The sequence below is a fragment of the Gammaproteobacteria bacterium genome (assembly GCA_028817255.1).
In the GTDB taxonomy this organism is placed as follows: domain Bacteria; phylum Pseudomonadota; class Gammaproteobacteria; order Porifericomitales; family Porifericomitaceae; genus Porifericomes; species Porifericomes azotivorans.
The window spans coordinates 1-14,977 of sequence record JAPPQA010000046.1; the positions used below are offsets into that span (position 1 = coordinate 1).

The 14,977-nt window shown below is 63.1% G+C and carries 14 protein-coding genes and 1 tRNA gene; 11 read left to right on the forward strand and 4 right to left on the reverse strand.

From position 1 onward, the window contains the following. Positions 1-525 precede the first annotated feature (525 nt). The 3 genes from OXU43_02300 to OXU43_02310 all read left to right on the forward strand — a co-directional run bounded on the left by OXU43_02300 (position 526) and on the right by OXU43_02310 (position 3,661). On the forward strand, positions 526-1,824 hold the full coding sequence (locus OXU43_02300; GenBank protein MDD9823992.1) for an SDR family oxidoreductase: 1,299 nt from the start codon (positions 526-528) through the stop codon (positions 1,822-1,824). 18 nt (positions 1,825-1,842) lie between these two features. After that, positions 1,843-2,331 (forward strand): DUF2269 domain-containing protein, encoded by a 489-nt coding sequence (locus OXU43_02305; GenBank protein ID MDD9823993.1) that lies wholly within the window; start codon positions 1,843-1,845, stop codon positions 2,329-2,331. Positions 2,332-2,473: 142 nt separating this feature from the next. Beyond that, positions 2,474-3,661 carry a pyridoxal phosphate-dependent aminotransferase gene (locus OXU43_02310; GenBank protein ID MDD9823994.1) on the forward strand — a complete coding sequence of 396 codons (1,188 nt, stop codon included), beginning with the start codon at positions 2,474-2,476 and terminating at the stop codon, positions 3,659-3,661. A 112-nt stretch (positions 3,662-3,773) separates the two neighbouring features. Here OXU43_02310 and OXU43_02315 read toward each other — a convergent pair whose 3' ends face one another. Beyond that, the gene (locus OXU43_02315; GenBank protein MDD9823995.1) at positions 3,774-5,282 is read right to left on the reverse strand and encodes an N-6 DNA methylase; all 1,509 of its coding nucleotides are present in this window, start codon (positions 5,280-5,282) and stop codon (positions 3,774-3,776) included. A 76-nt stretch (positions 5,283-5,358) separates the two neighbouring features. Continuing rightward, positions 5,359-6,429, reverse strand: a complete 1,071-nt coding sequence (locus OXU43_02320) for an AccI family restriction endonuclease (protein MDD9823996.1) — start codon at positions 6,427-6,429, stop codon at positions 5,359-5,361. A 301-nt stretch (positions 6,430-6,730) separates the two neighbouring features. Here OXU43_02320 and OXU43_02325 point away from each other — a divergent pair. Both OXU43_02325 and OXU43_02330 read left to right on the forward strand, forming a co-directional pair. After that, positions 6,731-6,806: transfer RNA gene (locus tag OXU43_02325), tRNA-Asn, on the forward strand. A 58-nt stretch (positions 6,807-6,864) separates the two neighbouring features. Further along, the gene (locus OXU43_02330; GenBank protein MDD9823997.1) at positions 6,865-7,251 is read left to right on the forward strand and encodes a Rid family detoxifying hydrolase; all 387 of its coding nucleotides are present in this window, start codon (positions 6,865-6,867) and stop codon (positions 7,249-7,251) included. A gap of 45 nt (positions 7,252-7,296) precedes the next feature. On the opposite strand, the gene rnt is transcribed toward OXU43_02330, so the two are convergent. Next, complete coding sequence (rnt, locus tag OXU43_02335) at positions 7,297-8,001, reverse strand: ribonuclease T (GenBank protein MDD9823998.1); 705 nt, start codon at positions 7,999-8,001, stop codon at positions 7,297-7,299. A 7-nt stretch (positions 8,002-8,008) separates the two neighbouring features. Then, complete coding sequence (gene pyrC, locus OXU43_02340) at positions 8,009-9,058, reverse strand: dihydroorotase (GenBank protein MDD9823999.1); 1,050 nt, start codon at positions 9,056-9,058, stop codon at positions 8,009-8,011. A gap of 148 nt (positions 9,059-9,206) precedes the next feature. Here pyrC and OXU43_02345 point away from each other — a divergent pair, with 148 nt between their 5' ends. From OXU43_02345 to purB, 6 genes are all read left to right on the forward strand, one after another. After that, the gene (locus OXU43_02345; GenBank protein ID MDD9824000.1) at positions 9,207-9,842 is read left to right on the forward strand and encodes a peroxiredoxin; all 636 of its coding nucleotides are present in this window, start codon (positions 9,207-9,209) and stop codon (positions 9,840-9,842) included. Between the two features lie 48 nt (positions 9,843-9,890). Further along, a complete protein-coding gene (locus tag OXU43_02350; protein MDD9824001.1) occupies positions 9,891-10,937 on the forward strand; it encodes an NADP(H)-dependent aldo-keto reductase in 1,047 nt (348 codons plus the stop codon). Between the two features lie 101 nt (positions 10,938-11,038). Beyond that, positions 11,039-12,082: a site-specific DNA-methyltransferase gene (locus OXU43_02355; protein MDD9824002.1), complete on the forward strand. Its 1,044-nt coding sequence runs from the start codon at positions 11,039-11,041 to the stop codon at positions 12,080-12,082. A 7-nt stretch (positions 12,083-12,089) separates the two neighbouring features. Beyond that, entirely contained in the window at positions 12,090-12,941 is an 852-nt protein-coding gene (locus OXU43_02360; GenBank protein ID MDD9824003.1) for a NotI family restriction endonuclease, read from the forward strand. Beyond that, positions 12,938-13,483: a hypothetical protein gene (locus OXU43_02365; protein ID MDD9824004.1), complete on the forward strand. Its 546-nt coding sequence runs from the start codon at positions 12,938-12,940 to the stop codon at positions 13,481-13,483. Before OXU43_02360 ends, OXU43_02365 begins: the two co-directional genes overlap by 4 nt. A 13-nt stretch (positions 13,484-13,496) precedes the next feature. Next, positions 13,497-14,912 (forward strand): adenylosuccinate lyase, encoded by a 1,416-nt coding sequence (gene purB, locus OXU43_02370; protein ID MDD9824005.1) that lies wholly within the window; start codon positions 13,497-13,499, stop codon positions 14,910-14,912. Positions 14,913-14,977: the final 65 nt, after the last annotated feature.

Genomic DNA, 14,977 nt, shown 5'->3' on the forward strand with positions numbered 1-14,977 from the left:
GCAGCCAAGCCGCCAGGCGCCGGCTGCTGCGGTGGGGGGTAGGCGGTCCTTGCGGTTCCCCTGGCCGCGGCAGCGTAGCAGGCGCTTTCGATGCTCCCCCCACCGGCGCGACTTCGGGCTGGCGCCCTCGTCTTGCCGACTCCCCCTCAAGGGGGGAGTGGTGCGTACGAAAGCAGGAATCCATGGCAGATAAGAGAGAGCTGCTTTTCTTTCCCTTCGATTGCGTAACGGCTTGGGTTTCCTTCGCCGGGGTTTCGCCGCGGGGCCGATGGCCTTTATTATACCGATTTGCTGCTGTGTCCGAATCCGTACATATATCTGGCGTCTGGCGCCTGGGAGGCGTGCCCTGCCCCATGCCGGGAGACAGGAGGAAACCCGTCCCCGCCGTCTTGCCTCGCTCGCGTTCCGCCGCCCACGGCAAATGACGGCGGCGAAGGGTTGCGCGCGCAAGAACCAGAGCCGGCGGAGTCTCCGCGGCCCGGGGCCCGGGCCGGGCAACCATGTCCGACGGATGGCGGGACGCCGTTGCGCATCCTGGTTCTAGGCGGCTACGGGCTGATCGGCCTGGAGGTCGTCCGACAGCTGCACGCGGCCGGACATCGGGTCACCGGCCTGGCCCGCTCCGCCGCCACCGGCAGGCGGCTGTTCCCGCAAGCGCGCTGGGCAGCGGCGGACATCGGGCGCCTCGACGAGGCGCGGCACTGGCGGGAACTCCTGCAAGATACGGACGTAGTGGTGAACGCCTCGGGCGTATTGCAGAGCGGCGCGCGAGACGACCCCAGGGCGGTGCAGGAAACGGCGGTCATCGCGCTGATCCGCGCCTGCGAATCGGCCGGGGTCGCGCGCTTCGTGCAAATCTCGGCGCCGGGCGCAAGGCTGGATTCCGCCACCGAATTCATGCGCAGCAAGGCCCGCGCCGATGCCCGGCTGAAGCGCAGCAGCATCGCCTGGACGATCCTGAGACCGGGCCTGGTCGTGGGCCGGGGCGCCTATGGCGGCACCGCCCTGATTCGCATGCTGGCCGGTTTCCCGCTGGTACAGCCGCTGCTGCTGGGCGAACGCAGGCTGCGGACGGTGGCGCTGACAGAGGTCGCGGAGGCCGTGTGCCGGGCGGCGGCGGGGCGCCTGCCGGCGCGCACCGACGCGGACCTCGTGGAACCCGAAGAACGCACGATGCGGCAACTGGTGCGCGACTTCCGCGCCTGGCTGGGCGTGCCGCCGCCGCGGCTGACGCTGACGCTGCCCGTCTGGGTCGGCTTCGGAATCGCCCGGATCGGCGACGGGCTGGGATATCTGGGCTGGCGCCCGCCCCTGCGTACAACTGCCATGCGCATACTGGACGAGGGATTGCCGGGCGACCCGAAACCGTGGCAGGCCCTGAACGGCGGCGGCTTTTCGCCGCTGGAGCGCACCCTGGCCGCCATGCCGGCGACAGTGCAGGAGCGCTGGTTCGCCAGGCTATGGCTGGCGATGCCGCTGATGGTGGGCACGCTGGCCGCTTTCTGGCTGCTCTCCGGGGGCATCGCCCTGGCACGGCTGGAGCAAAGCATGGCGATATTCGCCGCCGGCGCCCTGCCCCATGCCCTGGCGCTTCCGGCCGTCGTGGCGGGCGCCGCCCTGGACCTGTTGCTGGGCGCCGCCATACTCTTTCGCCGCAAGGCACGGGGCGCCTGCCTGGGCATGGCCGTCGTCACGCTCTGCTACCTGGCCGCGGGGACGACGCTGCGACCCGAGCTGTGGGCCGACCCGCTGGGGCCCCTGGTAAAGACGATCCCGGCCATGGTGCTGGCGCTGGTCACTGCCCTGGTGCTGGAAGAACGGTAAAGGAACGGCAAGGGAACAATGGAGTACGCGCCCTTTCTGCTCTGGCTGCACGTGATCGGCGCGGCGGTGCTGCTGGGCACCGGCGCCGGGATCGCCTTCTTCATGGCGATGGCGCACCGGACGCGCGACGCCGTGCTGATCCGCCACACTGCCGGCATTGTCGTGGCCGCCGACTACTGGTTCACGGCCCCCGCCATCGTCGTCCAGCCGCTCAGCGGCATCCTCCTGGCGGCGGAACACGGCTGGAAATTGACCGAGGGCTGGCTCGCGCTCTCCCTGCTGCTGTACGCGGTCGCGGGCGCCTGCTGGCTGCCGGTGGTGTGGATGCAGCACCGGATGCGCGACCTGGCGGGTGTCGCGGCCGATGGCGACAACGTGCTGCCGGCGGCCTACTACCGGCTGTTCCGGCGGTGGACCGCCTGCGGCTTCCCGGCCTTCTTCTCGGTGCTGGCGATCGTCTGGCTGATGCTGGCGAAACCGGAGATCGGCGCAGGGCTTGGCGGCTAAGGCCGGGGGTTGACGCATAGCAGCCAGGGAACGGCATCCCGAATCCCCGCTATTTCGCCAATTCCGCCCGCCGGCCGCCGCGCACTACCCACTACCGGCTATCCCCTTTATGATATGCCGCTTTCGCAAGCGAGGAACAGCAGTGGAACTCAAGGAATCCCGGCGCGCAACCGGCATCCAGCCCTCTCCCACCCTTACCGTCTCCGCCAAGGCCGCCCGGTTGCGGCGGGAAGGCAGGGATATTATCGCGCTCAGCGCCGGGGAACCCGATTTCGACACCCCGGAACGCATCAAGGAGGCGGCGGCCCGCGCCATGCGGGAGGGCCTGACCAAGTACACGCCGGTGGACGGCCTCCCCGAATTGAAGCGCGCGATCACGGACAAACTGCGCCGGGAGAACGATTTGGCCTACGAAGACAACCAGATTCTGGTCTCCTGCGGCTGCAAGCACAGCATCTACAACCTGGCGCAGGCGCTGCTCGATCCCGGCGACGAAGTGATTATCCCTGCCCCGTACTGGGTCTCCTACCCGGACATCACGCTGTTGGCCGGCGGCCACCCTGCGCTCCTCTATGCCAGCAACAGCCAGAACTTTAAGCTCCTGCCGGAACAACTGGCGCAGGCGATCACCGGGCGCACCCGTCTCCTGCTGCTCAACAGCCCGAACAACCCCAGCGGGGCCAGTTATGACGAGGGCGAATTGCAACGGCTGGCCGAAGTGCTGCTGCAACACCCGCAGGTGCTGATCGCAAGCGACGACATCTACGAACATATCCGCTGGCGGGACGAACCCTTCCGCAACATCCTGAACGTGTGCCCGGAACTGACGCCGCGCACCGTGATCTGCAACGGCGTATCCAAGGCATACGCCATGACCGGCTGGCGGATCGGCTACGCCGCCGGGCCGGAATGGATCGTCGCCGCCATGAAGAAAATACAGTCGCAGAGCACCTCCGGCGCCACCTCGATCGCCCAGGCCGCCGCCTGCGAGGCCCTGGCCGGCGACCAGTCCGAGGTGAAGCGCTTCCGCGACGCCTTCCGCGAGCGCCACGACTACGTTTGCCGGCGGCTGGACGCCATGCCGCACATCCATTGCCTGCCGGCGGCAGGGACGTTCTACCTGTTCCCCGATTTCGGCCCGGCCATCCAGCGCCAGGGCGCCAGGGACGACGTGGCCTTCGCCGAATACCTGCTGGAGGAGGCCGGACTGGCGATGGTGCCGGGAACGGCCTTCGGCGCGCCCGGCCACATGCGGCTATCCTTCGCCGCGGGGCTCGAGGTGCTGACGGACGCCATGGACCGGCTGGAGCTGGCGCTGAAGGGGTTGTAGGGGCGCCCTACGGTTCCGTTGGCGCCTCCCCCAAATCCCCCCTGACCACACGACCTACTGCTATCGCAGACCAGCCGCTACGGAGTCGCTCACGGCCTCCTTGATGCCGTGCTCACCTTGGGAGGATCATAGTGGGCGCTACAGGCGCATACCGGCTGCGATCGCAAGGGATGGCGAAGTCTGAATCGCCGCCGGATATTTTCAGCGGCGTGAAGAAGTCCTCGACCCACTGCGGCAACTGCCCCGTTTCCTCGACCGCCTTCACGGCCCCGGAGACTTCCTCAGCGGACATCGAAAAGAAAAAGTCCGGAGAGGGCGCCAAGGCTACGTTCAAATCGTTTGGCTCGAATTTGTCCAGCGAGTCGCCGTATTTTCGCATTGAAAGTGAAATGATTTCTCTTCCCGTTTCCGACAACAGGTACAGGAAAAGATGTTCCAGATACCGGTGCCCGAACAAGTTGGGGCGAAAGCCGTGGAAGCAGGTTAAATTCAGCACCTTGCTTCTGTTCAGAACAACCTTGTAGCCCCCTCGTGAGAACACGCCCAGCAAAAGAGGCGAGGCATTCCTTTTTTCCGTCTTGTACCACGGCTTGCGGTTCCTCGTGAGAAAGCGCTTGTTGAAACCCGCATCCTCCCCGGAGCGGATATACTTTTCCGCCGCTTTGGAATGTGCGGCGCCGACGGAGAACAGGAGAACCGACTTGTCTGCATCATGCAGCCGGTTGTAATCGGCGGCGCCAAACACCGGTTTGCGGATCTGAGAACTCCTGGTAATGCACGGAACGCATTCCAGTTTTTCATCCAGGCCCTTTTCGTTCGCGGTCGACGGGCGAAGCACAAAGAATTCATTCGCGCCCGTGGCAATGCCTCTGCTGAACCTGCCGAAGATATCGAGAGTTGTCGTTCGGGCCGAATCCGCCTCAAATCTCCGCTCCCGAAACAACGGCAGCCACTTGGAGCCAGGGTCCAGCCTCTTGAGAGGGATGTCCATAACCGGCTCAACCCTGTCAAACGCTTCGAGTTCGGCGACGGACTTTACCGAGTAAAACTTTACCGAAGCATGACGAACCGCCGCATCACAAAGTATGATGCCCACCGATGTGGTCGCCTCCGGGAAAATGTCTTTTTCGCAATCCAGGCTGATGATGGCGAACAAGCGGCCGGATTCGACGAGCCTTTCCTTCACCAGCAGCCCATAGCCGGTGTTAAGGAATTCGAGAGGCATGATATAGGCCATCCTTCCCGATGCGCCAAGTTCCGAAAGCGACTTCAGAAGGAAGGCGGATGCGGTGTTGGTGTAGCCCGAAAGCCGTATCCCGAGGTGGCGCTGAAACTCCCGCGAAACGATGTCCCGGTTCAGAAACTTCTGAAAGCGCATGTAGGGCGGATTGCAGACGATGTTCGGGTGCTTCCTGCCCCAGAAATGCAGATAGTCTCCCACAGTGACAAACCCGGAACTCTCGCCTGTTTGCCGCTCCCAGAACTTGACGATTTCGGGGTCCGCCTCGCACGCCGAAAATTCGATGCCGGCGTCTTTGGGAACCACTTCCCGAAACACGCCAAGCCCGAAGGCCGGATCGAAAAGGGATTTCTTCCCGGAGGCGAGAACCCAGTCCGCCATAAACCAGGCAATGTCCGGGCGGGTGAAAAACTGGCCGAAAGACTTGCGGTGATTGTCTTCTACGTGCCGGATGTATTCAAGCATCGTTGATAATCTTATGTGAAAAAACCTCCAGGTCAAGGTAGCCCCGGCCTCCCTGAAAGGTGACATAAAACAAAAGTCTGCCGCGCTCCAGTTCCTTCAGGGCGGAGCGGTGTTCGGGCATATCTATCTGGCCGAGGATTTCTTTCCCCACTTTGACATTGATTTTGATTGTAGTCTTCCTTTGATTCTTGACATCCTGCTCAACCGAGAAAACGGTCCCTTCATTTCGGGGGTCGGAACTCAAGGTGAGAATATCCCTGAACGGAATTACATACGCCTTGTCGAAAAACACCTGCAAATAATAGTGCCTTATTCCAAAGTGCTGAATCCAGCGGTTCACAAGCGCCACATCCTCAAGTTTTGGCGTGATACTCAAATAGTCCCTTCTGTGCAGTATCTTGATCTGCGCTTTGAGGAGGCGCAGGTGATCGCTGAGGTTCCTGAGGAGTTCCGATGAAGACCATGATCTCAGGCGGAAATCAATCTCCCGGAACGTGTCCGGTGTGGCACGCCGTATCAATTCGTGAAGCTCGGGGCTCTTTTCCTTGAGCGGGCCGGACAAAGGTTCTTGCGACAGAATCTTCTGAATTCTGCCGCACTCCGCCTCTGCTTCGCGGGTTCTGCTTTCCATAAAGGCGGAGTATTTATTCGCCAGAAAACTGCTTGAACGAACCTCAATAGCCGCGACCGACCGGCGCACGAAATCGTCGTCGTCAAGATCGCAGTTTTCCCCGCTTGAGGCGTCTGAACGCCGAAAAACCAGAAGGTCCGGTTTCTTTCCGATGCGGTTTAATTCATCCTGGTACTCCGAGTAAAAGTCGGCAAAGCCCGGATCCCCGGCGGCGAGACTGTTTGCACGGCCATACCGGACGGCGCAGTACTCGTCTGAACCCTCATTGATTGCGTTGAAGACAACCTGCTCGGCCCAATCTCCCTGCTCCTTGTTCGTGAGAAATTCGGAACTCGCCATTGACGGCGGACGACCGCTGACCTGAATATCCGTGTCTATATCAAATGGCGTCGCCCTGATCAGCGATGCAATCGTCTCTTTGTATGTCGCCATATGCACAAATCCCGTATGCTTCTGCTCGGTTTGCCGCCCGGTGCGTTCATCGCACTCTACATTATAGGGACTACGGCGGGCACGTTCCCTTGACGCAATATCCGGTATCCGGGCTACGGCCCGGAAGTTTTCAATCGAGAATGGGCGGGCGGGTGTTTTACGACACCTGGAGGCCCTGCCATACTCCACGGATGCTTGCGTCCTTACTATGCCTCCTCCGACTCCATCCCCAAGCCATATGTAGCGCACCCCCACGACGGTTTGACCGCCTGCCCGCCCTCCGCTAGCATGACCGCTCCGATCCCCGGTAGCTCAGCTGGTAGAGCGGGTGGCTGTTAACCACTAGGTCGGCGGTTCGAGCCCGTCCCGGGGAGCCAGTTTCCGCGCCGTTGGCGGCGCTTTGCCAGCGGCTTATCGGAGGTTTTTTAGACGATTATGCGCAAAGCCATCGCCACCGAAGCCGCGCCGGCGGCCATCGGCGCCTACTCGCAGGCCATGCGGGCGGGCGATGCCGTCTATCTCTCCGGCCAGATCCCCCTGGACCCGGCAACGATGGAGCTGGTCACCGGCGATATCGAGCAGGAAATCCGCCGCGTGCTGGAGAACCTGGCCGCCGTCGCACAGGCAGCGGGAGGAGGGCTGGACGATGTGGTCAAGCTGACGGTCTTCCTCGTGGACCTGGGACACTTCGCCACCGTCAACACGGTCATGGCGGAGTATTTCCAGGCGCCCTACCCGGCCCGCGCCGCGGTCGGCGTCGCCGCCCTGCCCAAGGGCGCCCGCGTCGAAATGGACGCCGTCCTGTATCTCCCGAAGACCTAGGCAACTAGACAGCAGGCTAGACAGCAGGCGACTCCCGGACGACGCTCAGGGCTTGCCCCGCCAGGCGCCCCGCGGCATCTCCGGCCCGGCTTCCCGCCCCGCCTCCGGTTCCGACATCGGCACCGGCTCGCCGCACCGTTGCAGCATCCGCTCCCAGCGATTGACCATGGTGCAGAACAGCTGCGCCGTGCGCTCCGCGTCGTAAAGGGCGGAATGCGCCTGCGACTCGTTCCAGGCCAGCCCCGCCGCCTGCACCGCCCGCGACAATACGGTCTGGCCGTAGATCAGGCCGCCCAGGGTGGCCGTGTCGAAGGTGCTGAAGGGGTGAAAGGGACAGTTGCGAATACCCGTGCGGTGCACGGCGGCCTTGACGAAGGAGAGGTCGAAAAAGGGATTGTGCCCGACCAGAATGGCGCGCTGGCAGGCATTGCGGCGCATCGCTTTGCGCACGACCTTGAACATCTCTTGCAGCGCCTGATGTTCCGACACGGGATAGCGCAAGGGGTTGTACGGGTCTATGCCGGTGAACTCCAGCGAGGCCGGATCCAGGTTGGCGCCGGGGAAGGGCTCCAGATGGTGGTGGCTGGTTTCTTCTATTTCCAGGCCCTGTTCGGCGATGCGCAGGGTCACCGCCGCGATCTCCAGCAGGGCGTCGGTCTGCGCGTGAAACCCGGCCGTTTCCACATCCACCACTACCGGCAGGAAACCCCGGAAGCGGCGGTCGAAGGGCCTTGCCGCTAACTGCGTCACGGGGGGGTCACGCCGCGCGCAGCTGCCAGTGGCAGGGCTGCCCCGCCCGCAGGGGCACCAGGGTGTCGGGGCCGAAAGGCAATTCGGAGGGCACCGTCCAGTCGGCGCGATGCAGGACGAGCCGCTGCCCGTTGCGGGGCAGGCGGTAGAAATCGGCGCCGTGGAAGGCGGCGAAGGCCTCCAGCCGCTCCAGGCGTCCGGCCGCCTCGAAGACCTCGGCGTAGAGTTCCACGGCCGCGTGGGCCGAGTAGATGCCGGCGCAGGCACAGCCCCGTTCCTTGGCGGGGCGCGAATGCGGCGCGCTGTCGGTGCCCAGAAAGAAGCGCGGATGCCCGCCGGTGGCCGCCTCGATCAGCGCCTGCCGGTGCTGCTCCGCCTGCGGCACGGGCAGGCAATAGTGGTGCGGGCGCATCCTGCCCTGCGCGAACATGGCGTTGCGGCTCAGCAACAGATGTTGCGGCGTGATCGTGGCCGCCAGGAGTTGCGGGCCATCGCGCACGCATTGCACCCCCTCGCGGGTGCTGACGTGCTCCAAAACCACGCGCAGGCCGGGAAAGCGCCGCAACAGCGGCAGCAGTACCCGTTCGATAAAGAACGCCTCCCGCGAGAAGACATCCACCTCGGGGTCGGCCAGTTCGCCGTGCACCTGCAAAGGCAGGCCGCGCTTCTCCATCTCCTCCAGGACGGGATAGACCCGTTCCGGCGAGCGCACGCCGAATTCGGCGCCGGTGGTGGCCCCTGCCGGGTAATACTTCATCCCCAGGACGAAGCCGCTGTCGCAGGCGCGGGCGACCTCCCGGAGCGGGGTTTCTTCGCTCAGGTACAAGGCCATCCAGGGCTGGAAGGAGGTCTCCGCCGGCAGGGCGTCGAGGATTCGGCGACGGTAGCGCCCCGCCTGCGCTACGTCCAGGATCGGCGGCGCCAGGTTCGGCATGACCAGCGCGCGGGCAAAACGGCGGGCGCTGTCCGCGGCCACCGCCGCCAATTGCGCGCCGTCGCGCAGGTGCAAATGCCAATCGTCCGGCCTGGTAATCGTGAGGGTTTGCCCCGTTTCCACCCCTGCCTCCAACCCCTGCCTCCATTGCCCGTCCCAAGCCGCGGGCCGTGCCGGAGAATGCGCTAGTGCCGTCTGAAGATGATGATGCTATAATCATACACGAAACAGTGGCGGGAAACGGGGATTCAGAACCCGGGAGGATGAACGCATGGCACTGCAACTTGGAGACACCGCGCCGGATTTCACGGCGGAAACCACGGAAGGGAGCATACGGTTCCACGAATGGATTGGGGATCAATGGGCCGTCCTGTTCTCGCACCCCAAGGACTTTACCCCGGTGTGCACTACCGAACTGGGCGAGGCATCGCGGCTGAAAGGGGAATTCGAGAAACGCGGCGTAAAGCTGATCGGGCTGAGCGTGGACGATGTGAACGCTCATCGCAAGTGGGCGGAAGACATCCGCGAGACCCAGCGCCAGGAGCTGAACTTTCCCTTGATCGGCGACAAGGGCGGCGCCGTCGCCGATCTGTACGGCATGATCCATCCCAAGGCGAACGACACCCTGACGGTGCGCTCGGTATTCGTGATCTCGCCCGACCGGAAGATCCGGCTGATGATCACCTACCCTGCCAGCACCGGCCGCGACTTCGACGAGATCCTGCGGGTCATTGACTCGCTGCAACTCACGTCCCGGTTCCAGGTCGCCACCCCGGTGAACTGGAGGTCGGGAGAAGACGTGATCATCGTCCCCAGCGTATCCGACGAGGAAGCGCGCAAGAAATTCCCGGAAGGCTGGGAGGCGCCCCGGCCCTACCTGCGCATCGTCAAGCAACCGCGCTCCTGAGCCGTCGCAATCGGCGGCAACGCCAGGGAGACAGAAAGGGGAACGGAGATGCAATATCGAAAGCTGGGCGCGACCGACCTGGAGGTAAGCCTCATCTGCCTGGGCACCATGACCTGGGGAGAGCAGAACACCGAGGCCGAGGCGCACGCGCAGATCGAAATCGCCCTGGAAGCCGGCGTCAACTTCATAGACACGGCCGAACTCTACCCGGTGCCGCCCAAGGCCGACACGCAGGGCCTGACCGAAAGTTACCTCGGCAACTGGCTGCATAAAAATCCGGCGCGCCGGGAGCGCTTGGTCATCGCCACCAAGGCGGCGGCGGCAGCCGACTGGATCTCCTACCTGCGTAACGGGGAGGCGCGCCTGGACGAGGCCAACCTCCGCACTGCGCTGGAGACCAGCCTGCAACGCCTGCGCACCGACTACGTGGACCTCTACCAGGTGCACTGGCCGGAGCGGGCAACCAACTTCTTCGGACGCCTGGGATACCGCGAGCACCGGCCGGAAAAGGACGGCGTGCCGATCGCCGAGACCCTGGAGGCGCTGGCCAAACTGGTGCAGGAGGGCAAGGTCCGCCACATCGGCATATCCAACGAGACGCCCTGGGGGGTGACGGAATACCTGCGGCTGGCCCGGCAGCACGATTGGCCGCGGATCGTATCCGTGCAGAACCCCTATAACCTGCTGAACCGCAGCTTCGAGGTCGGTCTGGCCGAGATCGCCTGCCGGGAAAGGGTCGGCTTGCTGGCCTACTCGCCGCTGGCCTTCGGCGCGCTGAGCGGCAAATACCTGGATGGGGCACGGCCGTCCGGCGCCCGCCTGACCTTGTTCACCCACTTCACCCGCTATCTGAACGACCGCGCCACCGCGGCGACCCGCGACTACGTGCAGCTGGCGCAACGCCACGACCTGGACCCCGCGCAGATGGCCCTGGCTTTCGTCAACGCCCAGCCTTTTCTCACCAGCAACATCATCGGCGCCACCCAGGTAGAACAACTGCGCACCGATCTGGCGAGCGCCGAGGTCGCGCTCTCCGCGGAAGTGCTGGAAGAGATCGGCAAGGTCCACGACGCCAACCCCAATCCGGCGCCCTAGCCGGGCCCATGCCCTGGGCCGGAACAAGGGCTGGGGACCCGCGAAGCCGAAACAGAGACAGGACATTGTCGCCGCACGTATCGAAATCCCGCAAAACCGGCATTGCCGGGGCATTCTCTGAATATATCGAATCTCCCGAAATCGGACCGTTATTCCTGCATGGCAACGCCCTGGATATATTGGGGCAACTGCCGGATCGCTGCATAGACTGTTGTATGACGTCGCCGCCGTATTGGCGCCATCGGCAATACGAGGAGGGAGGCATCGGCCTGGAACGCGCGCATCTCGATTACGTAAAAAACCTGGCGGCGGTATTTCTCGAATTAAAGCGCATCCTCAAGGATGCCGGATCGTTTTGGCTGAATATGGGGGATGCATACGAGGGCAAGCGGTTGCTGGGCATTCCCTGGAGGCTCGCCTTCGAATTAATGGACCGCCAGGGGTGGATTCTGAGGAACGAGGTCGTCTGGAACAAAGTCAAGGGCGGCCCCGATAACGCAAAGGATAAGCTGGGCAATATCCACGAGCAGGTATTCCACTTCGTAAAGACGCCCAGGGATTATTACTACGACAGCGATTCGATTCGCTCCGCGCCGTCCAGAACCAGGGTGGTCAACGGCGCGGTTGTCTCTGCGACCGGCGTGCGCGGGGTCAGGTACAAGCGGCAGATCGAATTATCAACCGCATTGACGGCCGAAGAGAAAGGAAACGCCATGGCCGCGCTGGAAAAAATCCTGCAGGAAATCTCCGGCAACCGGCTCTCCGATTTCAGAATGATTATTCGCGGGCAGCAAAGAACGACGCATTCCGATTCGAGAAAGGTCTCCGGCAGGGCAAAAGAACTGCATAAAAAAGGATTTTATTTCCTCAAGTACCACCCCAACGGCAGCAAACCCAGAGACGTTTGGGACATTCTCCCCGAGGATACGCAGAAACGCGAAAGACATTATGCCGCCTACCCGGAAGACCTTTGCAAAATACCCATTCTTGCCACCTGCCCCGGGGATGGAGTGGTCCTGGACCCTTTTTCGGGCACCGGCACGACCATGCTGGTGGCAAGGCAACTGGGCAGGAAATCGCTGGGAATCGATCTTTCCGGGGAATATATACGGATGGCGAAAGACCGCTGCAGAATACTCATATAGCGCCATCATGAGTAAAGTCAGCGAGTTATTTGGAATCCCCGTACAAGGCATTACCCCAGGTGTGGCAGGCGAAATCTTACGATGCCAGGAATGCCCTTATACAGAGACAAAATGTTTCAAGGTTCGCAAAAGCGAACCGGAGATTTCCATTGGCACCTGTGCGGTAAAACACGGGCGCAAGAACCGCGATATAATCATTTGTCCGAATAGAATGTTGCAGAAGAAGCAGATCTTTCTCGATTGCATCCATCTGCTTACCAAGCACGAGCCTGGAAATGAATTCCACATTGTTTCCGAGATAAAAGTTCCTGGCGGCAGCGTTGATTATTTCCTGGTATCCGCAAAGAACGGGAAAGCAAGGGACTTTGCGGGAATAGAGGTCCAGACACTGGATACGACCGGAACCGCCTGGCCCGAGCGCCAAAGATTACTGCAGAAACAAGGAATAGAAATTGATAACAGCGCTGTCGAATCAACACGGCGATTCGGCATGAATTGGAAAATGACGGCGAAAACGGCCCTTGTCCAGATACATCACAAAATAGATACATTCGAGCACAGCGGGAAATGTCTCATCCTCGTCATTCAAAATTGCCTGCTGGATTACATGCAACGGGAATTTGACTTCGGACACTTGTCGGACTCTGGCAAGATCGGCGATTCGATGCATATACATTCCTATGCGCTAAGAACGGAAAGCAAAAATTATACGATTGCGTTAGACCAACGGTTGAGCACCGACGCGAAAGGCGTGGCGGCCTGTCTTGGTTTAAAGCGCGATGCGAAGATGGATCTGGCGCGGCTCCTGAAAGAAATAGAACAGCGACTATCGGGCGAAACTTTACTGACGCTGATATGAACGCGCCCCACATGCGAAAGACAGGCTTTGCTACGGGCGTCTTTCGGCGGCCGGGTAAGGCGCTGGGCGCCCTGCTGGCGCTGGCCTTGTGCGCGGCGCCCGGCCAGGCGGCGGCCGACTGCCACCGGGGGACTTTTGCCGAGCGGCGCTTCGTGGAACGCTTCGTTTTCCCCGATGCGCGAACGGTGGGCGTGGTGGCCGAGGGGGAATGCGAAGCGGCCAGCATCGGCAGTTACGGATTGCGGATCTACTCCGGGAACGACCCACGCTTCCCGACAGACGACTTTATTGCCGGTCTTGTGAGACCCCGCGACGGCGCGGTGGAGGGCGTGGATTTCCACGACGTGGACGACGACGGCAAGGGCGACATTGTCGTCACGATCAGGAGCGCCGGCAGTGCCGGGTTCCTTTCGGGCGATGCGTTCCGTTACCGGGACGGCGCCCTGACGCTGCTGGCCACCGTGGGCCGGGACACGGACCTGCACTCGAATGCCGATGTGCTACAGGCGCTGCGACGCCGCCTGGCGGCGCCGGCCAGGTAAAAGGGACACGCGAATGAACGACAAGGACGATATGAGCGACCCGACGGCGCCGCCCTCCTCCGCGCGGACCCTGGCCGCGCTGTCGCCCCTGGACGGGCGCTACGCGGACAAGACCGCCGACATGCGCGAGCTGTTCAGCGAGTTCGCGCTGATCCGGCGGCGGGTGGAGATTGAGCTGCGCTGGCTGCGCGCCCTGGCCGCCGAGCCGGCAATCGGCGAACTCCCCCCCCTGAACGCGGATATGGAGCAATACCTGCAACAGGTGCTGCAGGATTTCTCGCTACAGGACGGGGCGCGGATCAAGGAGATCGAGCGCCGGACCCGGCACGACGTCAAGGCGGTGGAGTACTTTCTCAAGGAGGCATTCGCCGCCCATGCGAAGTTGCGCCAGTACGGCGAATTTCTGCACTTCGGCTGCACTTCGGAGGACATCAACAATCTGTGCCACGCCCTGCAGCTGCGCGAGGCCCGCGAGCGGCTGCTGTTGCCCGCGCTGACCGGCCTCGGCAAGACGCTGACCGGGTTGGCCCGCACCCACGCCGACCGGCCCATGCTGGGCAGGACCCACGGTCAGCCCGCGTCTCCCACCACCCTGGGCAAAGAGTTCGCCGTCTATGTGCCGCGCCTGCGCCGCCAGCGGTTGCAACTGGCCGGGGTGCGCATCGCCGGCAAGATCAACGGCGCCGTAGGCAACTACAGCGCCCACCTGGCCGCCTACCCGCAGGCGCCCTGGCCGGCGCTGGCCCGCTCGTTCGTAGAAGGGCTCGGCCTGCATTGGAACCCCTGCACCACGCAGATCGAGCCGCACGACTACATGGCCGAGTATTTCCACGCGGCGGCCCGCTGCAATGTCATTTTAATAGACTGCTGCCGGGACATCTGGGGCTACCTTGCCCTGGGATACCTGTGCCAGCAGTCGGCGCAGGAGGCAGTCGGCTCCTCCACCATGCCGCACAAGGTCAACCCCATGGATTTCGAGAACGCCGAAGGCAATCTGGGGCTGGCCAATGCCCTGCTTGGCCACCTGGCCGAGACGCTGCCGGTCTCGCGCTGGCAACGCGACCTGGCCGATTCGACGCGCCTGCGCAACGTTGGCGCCGCCCTCGCCCATGCGCTGCTGGCCTACCGGAACCTGCAAAGCGGCCTGGGATCGCTGGAGGCCGTGCCTGAGGCAATGACGGCCGACCTCGAAGGGGCCTGGCAAGTGCTGGCCGAGCCGGTACAGACCGTGATGCGGCGGCACGGCCTGGAGCGGCCTTACGAAAAACTTAAGGAGTTCTCCCGCGGGCGGCGGCTGGGACGGGAGGAGTTGCACGCCTTCATCCGCGCACTGAAGCTGCCGGAAGACGAAAAACGCAGGCTATTGGAGCTGACCCCGGAGCGCTACCTGGGCAATGCCCCTTCCCAGGCTCGCAAGATCGCCCGCTGAAAGCGAAGGCGACGGCAAAAACCCTTCGCTCCCCGAGCAAGCCCCGTTACGCCAATCGAAGGGAA

Coding starts and splice junctions, on each gene's coding strand:
- OXU43_02305 (MDD9823993.1), top strand. CDS start 1,843: ATGGAGTACGCGCCCTTTCTGCTCTGGCTGCACGTGATCGGCGCGGCG.
- OXU43_02315 (MDD9823995.1), bottom strand. CDS start 5,282: ATGGCGGACTGGGTTCTCGCCTCCGGGAAGAAATCCCTTTTCGATCCG.
- OXU43_02320 (MDD9823996.1), bottom strand. CDS start 6,429: ATGGCGACATACAAAGAGACGATTGCATCGCTGATCAGGGCGACGCCA.
- OXU43_02330 (MDD9823997.1), top strand. CDS start 6,865: ATGCGCAAAGCCATCGCCACCGAAGCCGCGCCGGCGGCCATCGGCGCC.
- OXU43_02345 (MDD9824000.1), top strand. CDS start 9,207: ATGGCACTGCAACTTGGAGACACCGCGCCGGATTTCACGGCGGAAACC.
- OXU43_02350 (MDD9824001.1), top strand. CDS start 9,891: ATGCAATATCGAAAGCTGGGCGCGACCGACCTGGAGGTAAGCCTCATC.
- OXU43_02360 (MDD9824003.1), top strand. CDS start 12,090: ATGAGTAAAGTCAGCGAGTTATTTGGAATCCCCGTACAAGGCATTACC.
- OXU43_02365 (MDD9824004.1), top strand. CDS start 12,938: ATGAACGCGCCCCACATGCGAAAGACAGGCTTTGCTACGGGCGTCTTT.
- purB (MDD9824005.1), top strand. CDS start 13,497: ATGAACGACAAGGACGATATGAGCGACCCGACGGCGCCGCCCTCCTCC.